The sequence below is a fragment of the Rosistilla carotiformis genome (assembly GCF_007753095.1).
GTDB lineage: Bacteria > Planctomycetota > Planctomycetia > Pirellulales > Pirellulaceae > Rosistilla > Rosistilla carotiformis.
In genome coordinates, this window is the sequence record NZ_CP036348.1 from 2959910 (window position 1) to 2975341 (window position 15432).

A 15432-nucleotide genomic window follows, 5' to 3' on the forward strand; every position below is an offset into this window, starting at 1 on the left:
CTCATTCGGCGTCGGTTAGGCCTAATTGTGCCAACCATTTACGTCCTTTGGATTCGGGTTTCCCCTCGGCTTTGGTCGCTTCGCGCATCTCCGCCAGGCGCTGTTCGATGTCGATGCGTTCGCGAGCCAACTTGGCGCGTTCCAACGAAACATCGATCTCCGCTTGCCGCAACTTCTCTTCCCATTCGCCTTGAATCCGTTGCAGCTTGGCACGCTCTTCGAGGATCAGTTCATCTTGATCGAGCATCTGCAGGACGGCTGCCCCGCCGATTGCCATGTCACCGGCGGCCATGCTTTGTTGTTCCAGCAGGCACCGTAGTTCGGCGATTTCCGCGTCGCGCTTGCTCACTTCGCGGTCGGTCCGCTCGATTACGTCTTGGATTTTCAGGCGTTGTTGCGCGGCTTCGCTGTCGCTTAGTTCATCGTCCTCGGCATTGAGCCGTTGCAGCATGTGACTCTTGCGCTGCTCCCACGACATGCTTTCCAGCGAAACCATCCCCTCGTTGCCAGCGACATTGACCTGTTGCGTCGCAAGCTTCGAGGCGAGTTCGCGGTTCTGCCGCTTCAGTTCATCGATTTCGTGTTGGACGGCGTCGCGTTCGGTTTGGGCGCTATCGCGTTGGCAGCGGAGACCATCGACCGCGGCTTGCAACGTCGCAACCTCTTCCACATCGGCCGATCCGGTGGATTCGCGTTCGGATTCCAGTGCTTGCAGCTGCTGACGCAATTGGTCCAATTCGGATTCAAGCGCTCGTGCGTTCTCCCGTTCGGCTTGAGCAGTCGCCAAGGCCTGTTCCAAATCGGCATCCGATTGTGAGCGCGCCGAATCTCTTTCCGAATCGCGTTCGGCGAATCTCTGTTCCAGCACGGCATCGCGCTGTGCCAGCGCCTGTTCCAGCTCGGCCTCGTGCTGCGCTAGTGTCTTTTCCTGATCGGCATCGCGTTGGGCGAGTGTCTGTTGCAGCTCCGCCACACGCTGCGTAAGCGTCTGTTCTTGCTCCGCCTCGCGTTGTGCAAAGGTTTGTTCCAGCTCCGCCTCACGCTGTGCAAAGGTTTGTTCCAGCTCGGCCTCACGCTGTCCAAACGTCTGTTCCAGGTCCGCCTCGCGCTGCGCCAATGTCTGTTCCAGTTCGACATCACGCTGCGCCAACGCCTGCTGCAATTCCGCGTCACATTGTGCCCGCAATTGCTCCAGTGCCTGTTCCTTCTCGCCATCGAGTTTTTTCGCTGTCAACAATTGTTCGGCCCGTTGGGCACGCAATTGGTTCGCGATCAAACGCCGCTGGCGCGACGTTTTGGACTCGCGTTGTTCGAGCGCCGCCTGTGATTCGGCGATCTGTTGTGTCTGGAGGTCCAACGCGTCGCTGCGAGCAAACAGGTCGCGTTCGAGATTCCTTAGATCGGTTTCAAGCGGTATCAGTTCGGACCGCGTGCGTTCTAAAGCACGCTGCTGTTTTTCCAGTTCCTGCTGCTTCGCATTCAACTGGGTCAGCATGGTGTTAATCATGCACAGCGATTGCAGCAGTGAATCGGAAGCCGGCGGCGGCTCGGGATGCTGCAGGTCGGTCAACTGAGAATCGATCGCATCGATCAAATCGGTCGCTTCGTTCTCGACCTCTGAATTGTTCCCCTCCGTCAACGAATCGGCACTTCGGTTTGAACGCGCAGCGCTAGCGACGTTCGAAACGTTGTGGATCGACTTTTGCTTTCTATTTCGTGACGAACGAGACATAGGTACTTTTGGGGACAAGTAAGGCTGGGCCCTACTTCAATCTGCCTGAGAAGTGTTCCGCCGGTTTCGAGGCGATCATCTGTCTTTTAAGTACGTTGCATTGCGGTATGCGTCAAAACTTCACACGCCCGAGAGCGGCGGATCGCCGAAGCGATTCTGCGACGATCCGTCAAATTCGAATCGACCGCGCTACTCCAAATATTCGGGCTCCCCCATCAAGCTGCTGGGGCCACCGGTTCCCAAAATTGCAAAGCGTTGTAAGAACATCCATCACGCCGGCATGGCTAGCATTGGGACCGCTGCAGCGTGGAATCTGAAAAATCGACGTAAAGCCTTGCAGCACAACGTGATCGTGCGTTCTCGCAGAAATTCTTTTGCGTGGCGCACCGACATTGGCACGGGCTGTGCAATATCTCTCCTTCGTTCCCGAGATTCCTCGGAGCGGGCTTCAAATTAGAGCTCTTCACTTCGGCAAAGGAGAATGCCATGTTGGTTTTAACACGTAAAGCGAAACAACAAATTCGATTGGGCGACGACATCATCGTGACCGTTTTGCAGGTCAAGGGAAATTCGATCCGATTGGGAATCGAAGCCCCCCGCGAGACGCGGGTCGTGCGAGGTGAATTGGAGTTCTATCCAGAACAGCCTGAACAATCCGACGCTGCCGAGAAGAAGCCCGCCGCGGTTCCTTCGGCAGCCGTGGCCCCCCGTTCCACCCCCCGCGGGGCCGCGTCGGATCGTTCGGCAAGCGTCCAGGTTGTCGGCCCTACAAAGCTGAAGATTCAACAAAGCCCATCGGTGGCGACCCGTTTTCCGCGAACGATGCAACGGTGTGAAACGACGGTTTCCGAAGTCCGCCCGCTGAAACGCTTCATGCCAAAATCGATGCGTGATGCGGTGGGAAACGTATCGGTCTAATCCCGCCTGATCGTAAGTGGCAGTCCTGGAGGGAGTCCGGATTGCCAACGACATCGAGATTTCTCTCATTACAGGACGATCTTGTTCCCAAAGCTTTGAACCGTTTAGAATTTTGAACTAACCTATCGAACACCATTGCTAGCTATGCTTGTGGGCAGGCATCTCCACCGAACCGGTGGAATCGAGACGCCAGCAGTGAACGCTTTTCAAAATTCAACGGAAGACCTTGCGAATGCCAATCTTGGGCGAAGAACCCGATATCTTTCCAGAGACGGTGTTGGAACTTCCCGATGAGCCTGACACGCAGTGGTGGGCGCTGTACACACGCTCGCGGCAAGAGAAGCAGCTGATGCGAAAGCTGCGCGAGCTGGAGATCGGGCACTATTCGCCCGTGATCAGCCGCCGCTACAAGAGTCCGGCCGGCAGAGTCCGAACCACGCATCTGCCTCTGTTCGCGAACTACGTCTTCGTGCGTGGTACCGGGGAAGCGCGGTATGAAGCGGTTTCCACCGGCTGTGTTTCGCGGTGTATTGAGATCGCCGACCCCACGCAGCTGGTTACGGATCTGCGACAGATCCGCAACCTAATCGACACCGGCGCGGCATTGGCGCCGGAGGAACGCTTGGTGCCAGGGGACTTGGTCCGCGTGAAGAGCGGACCATTTGCAGGATTTGAGGGGACCGTCGTGCAACGCGATGGACAACGACGGCTGATCGTCGCTGTCCGGTTCATGAATCAAGGCGCTTCGGCGGCGTTGGATGATTGCCAGTTAGACTTTCTTGGCAAGTCCGCACCCCAGTAGATTGCGGACTCATCCTGCTCCGTGTTCCGGCGTTTGAGCCTGAACACGGAGAGCGTGACGTTTGCAAACTATTTCGCTTCTTCGTGGGCATGATCCTCATCGTGATCATGTTGGATGCCCGTTGCGGTTTGAAGGCCTTCGAGCGCGGTGGTGATCTCCTTCGAGACGTCCGCGTAATCGACTCCTTCATCGCCATGCATCTTGGCGTCGACCTTGCCATAAGCGTCCATCAACTTCTTCAGCGCCTCGCTGGCGGCCTTCTTTTGTTCGTCCGTCAGATCGCTCTTGGCGACCAACAGCCCGGCCCCTTCCAAAACGCTGCCGATATCGTGCAGCGGTCCGTGCGCTCCATCGGGATCGTCGGCGGCAAAGGATTCTTGAATCTCATCCGCCAAATGGTCGATCGTTTCGATCGCTTCAGGCAAGGATGTTGGGGCGGAATGCGCGTGGTCGCCATGGTCGTGACCGTGGTCGTCGTCAATCGCGGGTGGCGCTTCGGTCGTGGTCGACGAGGCGGGACAACCGAGGTTCAAACAAAGGACAACACCGCACAGCAGGCTGACGCCAAGGGAAGTCAGATGACGCATGATCTTTAAATTCCTAGAGACATTGAGTTGGGAAACGGGGAACCCGCATTATGGCCTTGTTCACCAAGCGGAGCCAAGTGGGCCGCATTTTCCGCTCTGGGAATTGCAAGTTTTTGAGCGTGGGCACCCCCCACTGACGCGACCGTTGTCCGTCTCTGGTCTCCGGTTGCGACGGGCGGTCGAGCGTTTCGACGACAAATTGGGAACGCCGTGACCTTGTGGTGGGTTGGTTATCCCATGGGATTAGTTATTGGTTAGAATCGGGGCGTTGCTGCATCCGCTAATCTCCGGTTCCCCTCGTTCTGAGCCCTGCCATGAATCGTTTCCTCTTTGGTCTGCTTTGGCTGACCTTTCACGTTGCCGTTTTGCAATCGGCCGATCCGACAACGGTGGTCCGTTGGAAGACGCACCAGTTGTCGACGCAGTTCTTCAGCGAAGGGGCGACGGTCGGCGATTTCAATCGCGATGGCATCGCCGATGTCGCCTCGGGACCCTTCTGGTACGAAGGGCCTGACTTCAAAGCACCACATCGGTTTTACGCCCAAGACGCGTTTGATCCGCATGGCTATTCGAACAACTTCTTCGCTTATACCGACGACTTCAACAAAGACGGTTGGGACGACATCCTGATCTTCGGCTTTCCCGGTAAAGATGCGTCGTGGTTTGAAAACCCGAAGGGGCAGGATCGATTTTGGCCGCGTCACAAAGTGTTGGACGTCGTCGAAAACGAATCGCCAACGTTCGCCGATTTGAACGGCGATGGATCTCGCGAGATCGTTTGCAGTTCGGGAGGCTTCTTCGGTTATGCCGAGGTCAACCGCGACGATCCGACAGCGCCGTGGAAGTTTCACAAAATCAGCGACCAATCGGCGGGCGGCCGGTTTACGCACGGTTTGGGCGTTGGCGACGTCGACGGCGATGGGCGGATGGATCTGTTGGAAAAGAGCGGTTGGTGGAAGCAACCGTCGTCGCTTGATGGAGATCCTGTTTGGAAAAAGCACTCGTTTGAATTTGCCCCCGGTCGCGGCAGCGCTCAGATGTTTGCATACGACGTCGACGGCGATGGCGATCAGGACGTGATCACTGCGTTGGACGCTCACGGTTATGGGCTGGTCTGGTATGAACAGCTCGATAAAGCCGCTGATGGGACCGCTTCGCCGAAATTCGAAAAGCATACGATCGTCGGATCCAAGGCGAGCGACAGTCCATTTGGAGTCCTCTTTTCACAGCTGCATGCGATCGATTTGGTCGACGTCAATGGCGATGGACTCAAGGATATCGTGACCGGAAAACGCTGGTGGGCTCATGGTCCGCGAGGCGATGCCGCACCCAACGATCCAGCGGTTCTGTATTGGTTCGAACTGACGCGCCCCGGCGGCGGCGATGGCGATGTCGTCTGGGTGCCTCACCCAATCGATGATGCTTCGGGAGTGGGGACCGATGTCCGCGTCGCCGATCTCAACGGCGACGACGCTGTCGATGTGATCGTCGGGAACAAGTTGGGGACGTTTGTCAGTCTGCAACAACGGCAAGCTACCGATGCGGCGACGCAGGCTCGCCAACAACCGCGACCGCTGTCGATGAATGCCCGCAGCGCTAGCGATGGCCTGCCGACTAACGAAGGGCTGTCGCCCGCCGATGCCGCGGCGGCGATGACGGTTCCCGAAGGCTTCCGCGTGCAATTGGCGGCCGGTGAGCCGATGGTGCATCAACCGATTGCGATGACCTTCGACGCTCGCGGCCGCTTGTGGATCGCCGAAGCCCACACCTATCCGGTCCGCGCCGCCGAAGGGGAGGGGAAAGACAAGATCATCATCCTCGAAGACATCGACGGGGACGGCGTCTTCGACAAACGGAAGGTCTTCGCCGAGGGGCTGAACCTGGTCAGCGGGTTGGAGGTCGGATTTGGCGGCGTGTGGGTTGGTGCCGCTCCGTACTTGATGTTCATTCCCGATCGCGATGGCGACGACAAACCCGATTCGGAGCCACAGATTCTCTTGGACGGCTTTGGATATCAAGACACGCACGAGACGCTCAACGCCTTCATCTGGGGACCCGATGGCTGGTTGTACGGATGCCACGGTGTCTTCACGCATTCGAAGGTCGGCAAACCGGGGACTCCCGAGGATCAGCGGACGCCGATGAATTGTGCTGTCTGGCGTTACCATCCGACGCGGCACGAGTTCGACATCTTCGCTCGTGGCACCAGCAATCCTTGGGGCGTCGATTTTAATGAGCATGGTCAAGCGATGATCACCGCCTGTGTGATCCCGCATATGTTCCACATGATCCAAGGGGGCCGCTACCAACGTCAGGGCGGACAACATTTTAATCCCTACGTTTACGACGACATTAAAACGATCGCCGACCACGCACATTACGCCGGCAACATTCGCGATCACGCTTGGTGGGGGCGCGATGCGGCGGCGGATCAAACCGACACCAACGCTGCCGGCGGTGGGCACGCTCACTGCGGCGCGATGATCTACCTGGCGGACAATTGGCCGGCGCAATACCGCGGTTCGATCTTCATGGCGAACATTCATGGCAATCGGATTAACAACGACATCCTGCGACGCAACGGCAGCGGCTACATCGCCTCGCACGGCGCCGACGTGCTGTTTGCCAATGACCGTTGGTTCCGCGCGATCAACATGAAATACGGCCCCGACGGCAGCGTTTATATGATCGATTGGTACGATAAAAACGCTTGTCATCGCCGCGACACCGAGGTTTGGGATCGTACCAACGGCCGCGTTTATCGCGTCGCGTTTGGTGGCACCGATCTTCCCCGACCGACCTTTCACGACGCGTCGCTGCTGGAGTTGGCGACAGCGCACCGCAGCACCAATGAACACCATGTCCGCACCTCGCGGCGGTTGCTGCAAGAAAGGTTTGCCGCTGACCCGGGGTTGGCGAGTTCTCCTGAGGGAGCGAAGGCGATCGGGCTGTTGCGTGAACAAGCGTTTGGCAGCGACAGTGTCGAGGACCGGTTGCGAGCGATCTGGACGTTGCATGCGGTGCAGCAGTTGACCGAAGCGGACACGATCGCGTTGTTGGACGAGCGCGGCCATCGATCGGAATACCTCCGCGGTTGGGCGATCCAATTGGCGCTGGAGGACTTGGAAGTCAGCGATTCGCTGTTGCAGCGGTTCAGCGAGATGGCACGCAGCGAGCAATCGGCGTTGGTGCGTCTGTACCTCGCATCGGCGCTGCAGCGTCTTCCATTGCAGCAGCGTTGGGAGATCGCGGCCGGGCTCGTCTCGCACGGCGAGGATGCGCAGGATCACAACCTGCCCAATCTGATCTGGTACGGGATCGAACCGTTGGTGCCACACGATACGACGCGGGCGCTGGCGTTGGCGAAGGAGACGCGGATTCCGAAGGTTCGGCAGTTCATCTATCGCCGCGCTGCTGCGGATGTCGATAGCATCGGTCCGCTGTTGGCTGAGCTGGGAAAAACGGACGACAAGGCGATGCAGGGGACGATCCTGAACGAAGTCGTTGCGGCGATCAAGTCGCAGGGACGGCTGAAGATGCCCGCCGGTTGGCCCGCTGTCTACGCAAAGTTGTCGGCGAGCGAAGACGCCAAGATTCGAGAGCAATCGCAATTGATCACCGTCAAGTTTGGCGACGTCTCGATCTTCCCAGTGCTCCGCGAAATCGCTGCGAATCCAAAAGCTTCGCTGCCACAGCGAACGAGCGCGTTGGACGCTTTGCTGACGGGAAAAGATCAGGCGTTGGTGCCGACGCTTGTCGGTTTGCTGGACGATCAAACGCTGCGAGGCAAAGCGATTCGCGGGCTGGCGCGGTACAGCGATGACACGATCGCTGACGAACTGTTGCAACGCTATCCCGCCTTGGATTCCGATTTGCGGAGCGACGCAGTGGCGACGTTGGCTGCTCGAACCGCTTGGGCGGATCGTTTGATCGACGCCGTCGCCGCGGGGAAGGTCGATCGACAAGAGCTTTCGGCAGCGACGATCCATCAGATCCAATTGCTCGGCGACGCCAAGCTGTTGGAAAAAGTCCAGCAGACCTGGGGGACGATCCGGTCGATGTCGGCTGATAAGAAGCAGCACATCGCGGCTTGGAAACAGCGGCTGACGCCGGAGGTTTTAAGCAAAGCGGATCGCTCGCATGGACGACTGGTCTATGACAATACGTGCGGCAAATGCCATCGATTGTTCGGATCGGGAGGCCAGATCGGTCCTGACATCACCGGCAGCAATCGAGCCGACTTGGACTACACGCTGTTAAATATCTTGGATCCCAATGCCTTGGTCGGCCGCGATTATCAAACCACGATGGTCGTGACCTTGGACGGGCGAGTGATCAACGGGCTGCTGAAAGAAGAGAACGAAAGCGCGATCGTGTTGCAGACCGCCAACGAACGCTTGGTGATCGACCGCGATGATATCGACACGCGTCAGTTGGCTGAAACATCGATGATGCCCGAGGGGCAGTTGGATCAGATGAAGCCGGACGAAGCCCGCGATCTGATCGCTTATCTGGCCAGTGCCACTCAAGTTCCTCTGCCCGGTGAAGGGCCGTTTCTGGATGAGAAGACGGGCCGTGTTGCGGGTGCGATGGAAGGGGAATCGCTGCGTGTGATCGAGAAGTCGGCGGGGACCACGCGTGGCCAGCAAATGGGGGCATTTAAGGCGGATCGTTGGAGCGGCAACGATCACTTGTGGTGGACTGGTGCGAAACCGGGGGATACGCTGACGCTGAACCTGCCGGTGGAAAAAGCGGGAGAATACGACGTGTTTGTCGCGATGACCAAGGCCCGCGACTATGCGATCGTCGACTTTGCGATCAACGGGGTCGCGGTGCCCGGAAAGCACGATCTCTATCACGGGGCCGAGGTGATTTCGACCGGCCCGGTTTCCCTGGGTAGACACCGTTTGAATCAGGGGGACAATACGTTGCAGGTGTCGATTGTGGGATCACATCCCGACGCGGTGAAAGGTTTTATGTTCGGATTAGATTATGTCTATCTGAGCGACAAAGAGATTTCGGAATAGTCCGCGCGGAGAACTCGCTTGACGCCATCGGTTTTGAATCGCCCCGCCAACCAAGTCGATCACAATCAAGCGGCTTGGATTCGCAAGCTCGAAGCCCGCGCGTCGGCTCGCTATGCCTGGCACTACGAACCGATCGTGGCGGCGGGCAAGCGCCGACGCTTTGCGTCGGCGACTTCTCCCGATGCGCTCTTGGTTGCCGCGACGAAGCGTCAGGAAGCGGGAGAACAGGGAGTCGAGGAACCGTTTTGGGCAACGGTTTGGCAGGCCGCAGTGGGCCTCGATTGGTTCATCGAAACGCTCGATCTGCCCGGCCGCCAGGTCCTTGAACTGGGAGCCGGAACGGGCCGCGCTGGCCTGGCGGCGGCGCTCCGCGGTGCGGAGGTGACGATCACCGACGGCATGACCGACCCGCTGCTGCTGGCTCAGCTGTCGACGTCGGATCTGCCCAATTGTCAGGTTCGCCGCTTGCGGTGGGGCGAGGAGCAAATCGATCGCAAATTTTCGGTAATCCTCGGATCCGATGTGACTTACAACCGCCAGTTCTGGGCGGAGTTGGAAGTTGCGATGCGGCAACATCTGGAGCCCGGCGGAGTGATCCTGTTTTCGGATCCCTGCCGATTGATTGCCAATGAGTTTCGCGACTGGATCGGGCCGCGCGGCTGGTCGTACAGCGAGAGCCACGTGCCACATTGCCAAGATGCGCACCGCAGCATCCGCATCATGCAGCTGCGCCTAGCCTAACGACGCACCGACCGTGACGCGCTGGAGTCAAGGCTTCAGCCGACCGATTCGCGCAGGGCGTTACCCGAACTCGTTTAACCGCAACACCGTTCAACGAAGCGTAGTGGACGAGGTTACGAGTCCATTTGCATCCGACCAATTCGCTGGGACTCGTAACCTCGTCCACTACATCTCTCCGCAAATTCTTTCGACGGTCCGCTGCTCCTTCGTTAACCGCAATACCGCTCAACGAAGCGTAGTGGACGAGGTTACGAGTCCATTTGCATCCGACCAATTCGCTGGGACTCGTAACCTCGTCCACGACATCCCTCCGCAAATTCTTTCGACGGTCCGAGGCTCCTTCGTTAAACGATTGGGATCGTACTTTCATGGCAGCAGCTTCGGCAGCAGATCGGCTAGGCGATCGATCTGATCGACGTCGTTGTAGGCTTGCAATGAAACACGCATCAGCCGCGTGTCGGGTTTTGGGCCGGGGTAGATCGGGAATTCGAAGCCGTGTTGATCGTGGAGGATCTTTTGCAGCGGAGCGTCCGAGACCGGCAGCGGCAGCGCAACCAGGCTGCCGAGCATCGAATCGGGAGCCGGCGGGGCGATCTCCAGTGCCTCACACAATCGATCGCGCGACTGCAACGCCAAGCGATGGTTTGACTGCATCAGTTCCGTCAGCCCGCCGGGATACAAAGAGTCGAGGAAGTCGATCGCGGCGGGAACCGCCAGCAACGGCGAGGGATCGAACGTGCCGGTCCAATCGAATTCGCTGGTGAAACGCGAGCGTCCGTCGATCGCGCGGTTGGCGGCATGGCTGATCACCGTCGGCCGCACCTGTGCCTGCTGTTCTGGCGCGACCCACAAAAATCCGGAGGTCTTTGGCCCGCAGAGCCATTTGTGGTGGTTGGCGGTGTAATAGTCGACGCCGAGTCGCGGCAGATCGATTTCGACCATTCCCGGTGCGTGAGCGCCGTCAACCAGAACGCGCACGCCGCGCTGCCGGGCGACGTCGGCGATCGCTTCGATCGGGAAGACCAAGCCGGTCGGACTGGTGACATGATCGACCAACAGCAAGCGCGTTGCGTCGTTGATCGTCCGCTCGATCGCGTCGACCACTTCGTCGGGACTTGCGATGGGGAACGGGATCTCCGCCACTCGCACCTCCGCGCCGGATCGCTCGGCGGCGTAGCGTACCGCGTTGCTGCAAGCGTTGTAGCCGTGATCGGTCACGACGACGGTGTCGCCCGGTTTCAAGGGGAACGATTGCACGACCGCGTTGACGCCGTCGGTGGCGTTGCGGACCCAGGCGATGTCGCGTGCGTCAGCATTCACAAGCTGTGCGATTACTTCACGAACACGATCCAGCTCGGGCAGCAGCTCGCGTTCGGGAGCCAGGAATTCGATCGGATCGCGTTCCATCGCGTCGCGGAATCGGCGTTGGGCATCCAGGACCACGGTCGGTGTTGCACCAAAAGAACCGTGATTGAGGAAGTCGATCGCGGGATTCAGCCGCCAATGTTCGCGGCGATCTTTGGAGGCAGCTGTATCGTTCATCGTATTCCTTTTTGAATCGGTCCGAATCCAAGATCAAGTGGCGAACATACTAGCACGAAGCGCAAACGAGTGATTGCATCTTCAACACTCGATTGCGCTTCGTGCTGGTATGCTTCATCACCACCATTGGCTCCATTGTGTGTCGCACAATCACGACCCAAAACTTCGTTGAAGGTTCGGACGTGGAGTTCTGCATCGGGTATCGTGATGGCCTGTAAGGATCGCCTAGAAACTGGCTTTGAACATCGAAAACGGAAAGGAACACTGCCGATGAAAATCACCCGGATCACTGCCCACCGCGTCGAACTTCCTTTGATCGAAGGGGCTTATCATTGGTCGGGTGGCAAATCGGTCAACGTTTTCGACAGCACGATCGTCGCCGTCGAAACCGCCGAGGGCCTGGTTGGGTACGGTGAAGTCTGTCCGCTGGGACCGTTCTACTTGCCGGCGTATGCCGAAGGGGTGCGGGCCGGATTGCGCGAACTGGGGCCGCATTTGATCGGACTCGACCCGCGCGAACTGGGCGTCCTGAATCAACACATGGATGCGGCGCTCAAAGGGCATCCGTATGTGAAGTCGGGGATCGATATCGCGTGTTGGGATCTGTTGGGGAAAGCCAGTGGGCTGCCGGTCTGCATGTTGATGGGAGGCAGGTTTGGGGAGAGCGTGCGACTGTATCGCGCGATCTCGCAGATCGCTCCTGACGCGATGGCCGAAAACGTCGCCAGCTATCGCGACCAGGGCTACACGCGTTTTCAATTGAAGGTTGGGGGCGACCCCGACACCGATATCCAGCGGATCCGCGCGGCGCGGGATGTCTTGCGTCCGTCGGATCGTTTGGTCGCCGACGCCAACACCGGGTGGACGCAGCACGAAGCGCAACGCGTCGTCCGCGCGGTCGCCGACCTGGACGTCTACATCGAACAGCCCTGCCAGACTTACGAAGAGTGTCTGGCGGTGCGACGTAACACGACGCATCCGTTTATCCTGGACGAAAACATCGACGGGTTGGAGATGTTGTTCCGCGCCAAAGCCGATTTGGCGATGGACGTCGTCAACTTGAAGATCAGCAAGCTTGGCGGACTGACCAAAGCCCGGCAGGCCCGCGACGTCTGCGCTTCGATGGGGATCGCGATGACGATCGAAGACAGCTGGGGGGGCGACATCACGACCGCCGCGATCGCCCATCTGGCGCACAGCACTCCCGAACCGCTGCGTTTCACCAGCACCGACTTCAACAGCTACGTCACCGTCTGCAACGCCGACGGGGCGCCGCAACGGGAGCATGGATTCATGAAAGCGAGCGACAAGGCCGGTTTGGGGATAACGCCAAAGTTCGACGTCATCGGGCCGGTTGTTGTTGAAATTCGATGATTTTGCGGCTATTCACATCGGGCGGTGGCCGGCGTCAACGCACAGGCCAAGGATCGGTGTGCAACGACTGTTCCGATTATTCCACCACATCCCACCCGGCCGGAATGCCACGATTTTGCGGACGCGGCCCGTCGATGAAATCTTGCGAGGCGAACCGGGAGGGTGCGCCGTAGGGCGGATGAGCGAAATGACAAAGGAATCGAAGTTGAAAAAATTATTGCAACATGTTGGCGTGGCTGTTGGGCTGGTCTGTGGCGTTACGGCGTCGGCGGAACAGGCGGTTGTTACCAGTGTGTATGAAGAGGCGATGATCGCGGATCAAGAGCCGGTTCAATTGGTCGGATACGAATCGGTTGGCGCGATCGGCAGCCAGTTGCAGAAGTTCCGACCGCGTGGCGTCTTTTCCGTCGGGGCGGAACTGCCTTTGCTGTCGACCTATGCCAATCATGGCTTAAACGCATCGTCCAGTACTTGGAGCGACGGCTACGATACAGAAGCTGCCCTGCGAGTCACCGCGGCTTATCAAACGACAGGAATCATGGGGTTCCGTGGCCGCTTCTTCGATTTTGGTGCGTCGTCCAACGGCGATCCAAACACCACGTTCGACGTGCAAACCTACGATCTCGAAGCGACCACCGACCTCAAGCTGGGTGAGTGGAAGATTCAAGGATTTGGCGGCCTCCGCTGGGGTTCGATCGATTTTTCGAAGTCCCGCTGGGGCGGATTTGAAAACCATGAATTCGACGGCTTCGGATTCACGCTGGGGGCCGATGTGCGACGGCATGTTGCTCATGGATTCTCGTTGGTCGCAGGATTCCGCCAAAGCATGCTCTACGGTGAAACGGTAAGCAACGTTGGCAACCGACTCGATAACGTCGTTGTCCCGGTCACGGAGCTACGCCTTGGTGCCGAATACGCGCACGTCTTTGCATGTGGCAATAAAGTGATCGCCGGTGTCGGCTACGAACATCAGCAATTCAGCAGCCTCAGCAGTTTGGCTGGAACGATCGATCCCGAAGATGTCGATCTCGCCTTGGCTGGCCCCGTCTTCTCGCTGACTTGGCAACGTTAAGCCGCCGCCTCTCCCCAGTGGATCGGCTTCATTTTGCAACCACACGCTTCCCGCCGATATCATTGGCGGGGAGCGTGTCTGGAGTAGGACTGCAAAACGCTTAGACGCGAGACAACATGCTCGCGATTCCGCCACTCAAGATCGAATCCATGTCCGCTGCGCAATGGGCGACGCTGACGGCATAACCACCCTGCGGATACGCATCGGCGGTGGGAATGTACCACGGACCGCCATCGGAATAGGCGGCGCAAGCGACGAAACGATTGGGCGCCGCAGCTTGGGCTCGCAGTTGATATTCGATAAAACTCTCCGACGGCAGATGGACCAACGAGACATCGTTGATATGCATGCAACTGAGCGTGATCGGGACCATCTCCTTGATCCGGCGGATCCAAGCGACGGTATACGAGGGGCGGTTGCGATGGACAACGGGCTGCGTCTTGTCGCTGATCTGTCGCATCAGCGCCTCTTCATCGAAGGCCGGATTGATCGGCGGCAGGATGTCTTCGGTCTCCCAGCGAATCGATTCGATCGCCTGGGGAACCAATGTCTCTTCGGCGGCGACGATCCCATCGAGAATCCGCTGGGTTAAGACAGGACGCATTTCTTTGGAGCCATCGTTGTATTTGCCCGCTCCGATGTTGCCGCCGCACCCGTTGAAGTACATGTGGGTGCAGTCGGGTTCTTGTTTCTGCATCTGCTTCCGCGCCAGCCCGCAGAAGTCGGCGCTGACCCGTCCGTCGCCGTAGTAGCTCATCGGATGGCAGGCGTAATAATGACACGCCGCCAGCTTTTTGTCGCCGTTGTAAAACGCGACCGTCTTGAGCATCGGATCGATCAGCCCTTCGGGGAACGCATGATGCTGTGGCGATCGCGAACTGCTTCCACGCTGCGAGATCACCTTGCCGTCGAGGCCGATCAGTCGGCGATTCCCCGCCACCTTGTCGACCTTCGCTTGGCCGTGGGCGACGTGCGTGACGGGCGTTGTCTGTTTGATCGCTTTGCCAACCGCCTCGCGACCGGCGTCCAAGCAGCTGAGGAAGAAGTCGCGCTCGACGATATGCGGCAGGTCGCCTTGGGCGAGCACGATCTCTTCTGAGTCCAGACATGCAAAGGGGGCATTGTGTTGGTGCACGCAGTGAACCGCGACGCGATCGATCGTCGTTCCGGCAGCTTCAGCCAAAGCTTGCCGCCATTGGATGTGCGCCGAGTTCAGCAACCCCGTCCAATCGACGACACAGACGACGATCGGCTTGCCCGCACCCAACAACACATACCCGATCGCCTCCAACGGATCGTCGACTCCAACGACCGGCTTGATCCACCCGCCGCACAGCGAATGTCCCATCGGCGGCGTGACGTCGAAACGGAAGGTCCCCAGGTGAAGGTTGCCCGCCGATTCCGCGGCTAGTGCGGGGAGCGGGGCGAGGCTGCTAGCGAGTGTTGCTGCGGCGGTTGCCGAAATGAAACCACGACGGTTGAGTTCTTGAGGAAATAGATTTTTCATGGTGGCGAGATTCAGGCAGGGAAAGGAGGAAGAAGGAGAGAGTTGGAGGGAGCATTATTATAAACGAGTCGAAACCCAAAATGTTGGTTGCGGAACGATCGGCAGGAAGGGATCTGGAGACGATGCGATT

10 protein-coding genes are annotated in these 15432 nt (G+C 58.7%); 6 read left to right on the forward strand and 4 right to left on the reverse strand.

Annotation, left to right across the window (positions count from 1 at the left end):
* Window position 1: 1 nt before the first annotated feature.
* Complete coding sequence (locus Poly24_RS10880) at window positions 2–1639, reverse strand: coiled-coil domain-containing protein (protein ID WP_145094567.1); 1638 nt, start codon at window positions 1637–1639, stop codon at window positions 2–4.
* A gap of 579 nt (window positions 1640–2218) precedes the next feature.
* Between Poly24_RS10880 and Poly24_RS10885 the strand changes: the two genes are divergently transcribed.
* Together Poly24_RS10885 and nusG are read left to right on the forward strand one after the other, a co-directional pair.
* Complete coding sequence (locus Poly24_RS10885; RefSeq protein WP_145094570.1) at window positions 2219–2650, forward strand: carbon storage regulator; 432 nt, start codon at window positions 2219–2221, stop codon at window positions 2648–2650.
* A 232-nt stretch (window positions 2651–2882) separates the two neighbouring features.
* A complete protein-coding gene (nusG, locus tag Poly24_RS10890; protein ID WP_145094573.1) occupies window positions 2883–3452 on the forward strand; it encodes a transcription termination/antitermination protein NusG in 570 nt (189 codons plus the stop codon).
* 68 nt (window positions 3453–3520) lie between these two features.
* Here the strand turns inward: nusG and Poly24_RS10895 are convergent, their stop codons facing one another.
* Window positions 3521–4039: a hypothetical protein gene (locus Poly24_RS10895; protein WP_145094576.1), complete on the reverse strand. Its 519-nt coding sequence runs from the start codon at window positions 4037–4039 to the stop codon at window positions 3521–3523.
* 314 nt (window positions 4040–4353) lie between these two features.
* On the opposite strand from Poly24_RS10895, the gene Poly24_RS10900 reads away from it, so the two are divergent.
* Window positions 4354–9066 carry a PVC-type heme-binding CxxCH protein gene (locus Poly24_RS10900; RefSeq protein ID WP_145094579.1) on the forward strand — a complete coding sequence of 1571 codons (4713 nt, stop codon included), beginning with the start codon at window positions 4354–4356 and terminating at the stop codon, window positions 9064–9066.
* 18 nt (window positions 9067–9084) lie between these two features.
* Window positions 9085–9807, forward strand: coding sequence for a class I SAM-dependent methyltransferase (locus Poly24_RS10905; protein ID WP_231753576.1), 723 nt, complete (start codon window positions 9085–9087; stop codon window positions 9805–9807).
* Window positions 9808–10173: 366 nt separating this feature from the next.
* On the opposite strand, the gene Poly24_RS10910 is transcribed toward Poly24_RS10905, so the two are convergent.
* Window positions 10174–11349: an aminotransferase class V-fold PLP-dependent enzyme gene (locus Poly24_RS10910; protein WP_145094582.1), complete on the reverse strand. Its 1176-nt coding sequence runs from the start codon at window positions 11347–11349 to the stop codon at window positions 10174–10176.
* Between the two features lie 270 nt (window positions 11350–11619).
* Here Poly24_RS10910 and Poly24_RS10915 point away from each other — a divergent pair, with 270 nt between their 5' ends.
* Window positions 11620–12723 carry a cis-3-hydroxy-L-proline dehydratase gene (locus tag Poly24_RS10915; RefSeq protein ID WP_145094585.1) on the forward strand — a complete coding sequence of 368 codons (1104 nt, stop codon included), beginning with the start codon at window positions 11620–11622 and terminating at the stop codon, window positions 12721–12723.
* A gap of 205 nt (window positions 12724–12928) precedes the next feature.
* On the forward strand, window positions 12929–13795 hold the full coding sequence (locus Poly24_RS10920; protein ID WP_197452486.1) for an Lpg1974 family pore-forming outer membrane protein: 867 nt from the start codon (window positions 12929–12931) through the stop codon (window positions 13793–13795).
* A gap of 100 nt (window positions 13796–13895) precedes the next feature.
* On the opposite strand, the gene Poly24_RS10925 is transcribed toward Poly24_RS10920, so the two are convergent.
* Window positions 13896–15302: a hypothetical protein gene (locus Poly24_RS10925; protein WP_145094590.1), complete on the reverse strand. Its 1407-nt coding sequence runs from the start codon at window positions 15300–15302 to the stop codon at window positions 13896–13898.
* Window positions 15303–15432 lie beyond the last annotated feature (130 nt).

Bases quoted from the DNA above. Each gene is read 5' to 3' on its own strand.
- Poly24_RS10885 (WP_145094570.1), top strand. From the start codon at position 2,219: ATGTTGGTTTTAACACGTAAAGCGAAACAACAAATTCGATTGGGCGAC.
- nusG (WP_145094573.1), top strand. From the start codon at position 2,883: ATGCCAATCTTGGGCGAAGAACCCGATATCTTTCCAGAGACGGTGTTG.
- Poly24_RS10895 (WP_145094576.1), bottom strand. From the start codon at position 4,039: ATGCGTCATCTGACTTCCCTTGGCGTCAGCCTGCTGTGCGGTGTTGTC.
- Poly24_RS10900 (WP_145094579.1), top strand. From the start codon at position 4,354: ATGAATCGTTTCCTCTTTGGTCTGCTTTGGCTGACCTTTCACGTTGCC.
- Poly24_RS10910 (WP_145094582.1), bottom strand. From the start codon at position 11,349: ATGAACGATACAGCTGCCTCCAAAGATCGCCGCGAACATTGGCGGCTG.
- Poly24_RS10915 (WP_145094585.1), top strand. From the start codon at position 11,620: ATGAAAATCACCCGGATCACTGCCCACCGCGTCGAACTTCCTTTGATC.
- Poly24_RS10925 (WP_145094590.1), bottom strand. From the start codon at position 15,302: ATGAAAAATCTATTTCCTCAAGAACTCAACCGTCGTGGTTTCATTTCG.